The 1,564-nt window shown below is 43.9% G+C and carries 3 protein-coding genes; all 3 read right to left on the bottom strand.

The window, feature by feature from the left end; genetic code table 11:
• The coding region (locus F6K20_RS37935; protein WP_287298324.1) for an AAA-like domain-containing protein at positions 1-394 on the bottom strand (394 nt) is incomplete at its 3' end.
• 88 nt (positions 395-482) lie between these two features.
• Positions 483-698 carry an element excision factor XisI family protein gene (locus F6K20_RS37930; RefSeq protein ID WP_008189361.1) on the bottom strand — a complete coding sequence of 72 codons (216 nt, stop codon included), beginning with the start codon at positions 696-698 and terminating at the stop codon, positions 483-485.
• A gap of 6 nt (positions 699-704) precedes the next feature.
• Positions 705-1,564, bottom strand: an 860-nt coding sequence (locus F6K20_RS37925) for an RNA-guided endonuclease InsQ/TnpB family protein (RefSeq protein WP_287298322.1), incomplete at its 5' end; no start/stop codon positions are given.

The following is a 1,564-nucleotide window of genomic DNA, read 5'->3' as shown; positions in this document are numbered from 1 at the left end:
TCCTCTGAGCTTTAATCCTGACCAAGGCACCGGGACCTAAAAGGGCTTGATAACAAGACTGTTCAATGGGAGGACGTTGGACATAAATCAATGAAGAGTCTTCCTCAGGGCAGTGTGTGATCACTACTTCTGAGTTTACTGTCCCATGGGCTGACGTATCATTGCCAGTATTTTCGTCAAAGAATGCAATGGCGTTCCAGTCTTGCCCCAGTTTTTCACTAATTTCTTTGAAATTCAGGTTATCTACAGCTCTGCCATTGAGATAATTATTGACGGTTGATAGAGATATCAATAACTCATCAGCTAAATCTTTCTGGCGAGGGAAACCGTTGCGTTGAACCGCTAATTTTACCTGGTCAATATACTCTGGGCGAACTCTAAGTGAGCGTGGCATGGTCTAGGTTAGATGAGCTAATCAAACTATAACGCTCTTTCCTAGGGACTTAGCCCAACTCAGGTACAACTCAGGCATAACTCACCTTTTAACCTACGGCAAATTCTGTCAACTTACGTGCGTTGGGGTCATGATAACCGATCACAATTTCTGACTTAGGTACTCCTAATTCTACGAGCTCATCGGCTACACCAACCCCAGTACCATCATGTTGAATCCAGATTTTTTCTCCCTTGATATCAATATGGATCAACGAACCACAAACTCGACGGTCACCTGACCAGCCAACTGTTACTATTGACACTCCCCGCTAATCGCGAGACGGGGATTCTTCGCTCAACGATTCGACTTGCTGAACCTGGCCGGAACCAAGAACAGTAGAGGTCAAATCTCCCGAAGCGTTGGGGTCTAAGACCCAGGTTCCGGTGTGCCCCACCGTACCCAAAGCTCTCTTCAGAATGTTGACTGCGGCGTTGTGATCTCGATCTAATCTACAACCACACTTACAGGCGTGAGTCCTAGTTGATAGTGACTTCTTCACGATTTCACCGCATTCAGAGCAGTTTTGACTGGTATAGGCAGGATTTACTGCAACGGTGACCCTGCCGAATTTTGTTCCAAAGTGCTCTAACCATTTCCTAAATTGATACCAACCAGCATCATTAATAGATTTAGCGAGACAGTGATTTTTAACTAGATTCTTAACCCTTAAATCTTCGTAGGCGACCAAATCGTTAGATCGGATTACGCAACGTGCCAGTCTCTTGGCATGTTCTTCACGCTGCCTACTTATTTTAAGATGGTGTCTACCTAGTCTATTAATGGCTTTTTTCCGATTGGCTGAGCCTTTTTTCTTCCGAGATACCCGGCGTTGATAAAACTTTAGACGTTCTTCTCCCTTTCTATAAAAACGAGGATTAGACTCTGAGTAGCCATCAGAGTCAGTGTAAAACTCTTTCAGTCCTACATCTAGCCCTATAGTCTTCCTGGAAGGGTCTAATTCTTCTTTTACATCAACCGCAATACAAAACTGAACATAGTATCCGTCAGCCCTTTTAACAATGCGAACTCGCTTTATTTGCTTTAAATCAAATCGCCACAAGTCCCATGTCCCCTTGAGCTTCAGTTTTCCTATGCTTTTTTTGTCCCTGAATGTTATAGCTTTCTTGA

Origin of the sequence: Moorena sp. SIO2C4, from assembly GCF_010672485.1 — a bacterium.
GTDB classification, from domain to species: Bacteria; Cyanobacteriota; Cyanobacteriia; order Cyanobacteriales; family Coleofasciculaceae; genus Moorena; species Moorena producens.
The sequence above is the reverse complement of the archived record's forward strand: the minus strand, read 5'-3'. Positions and strand labels throughout refer to the sequence as shown.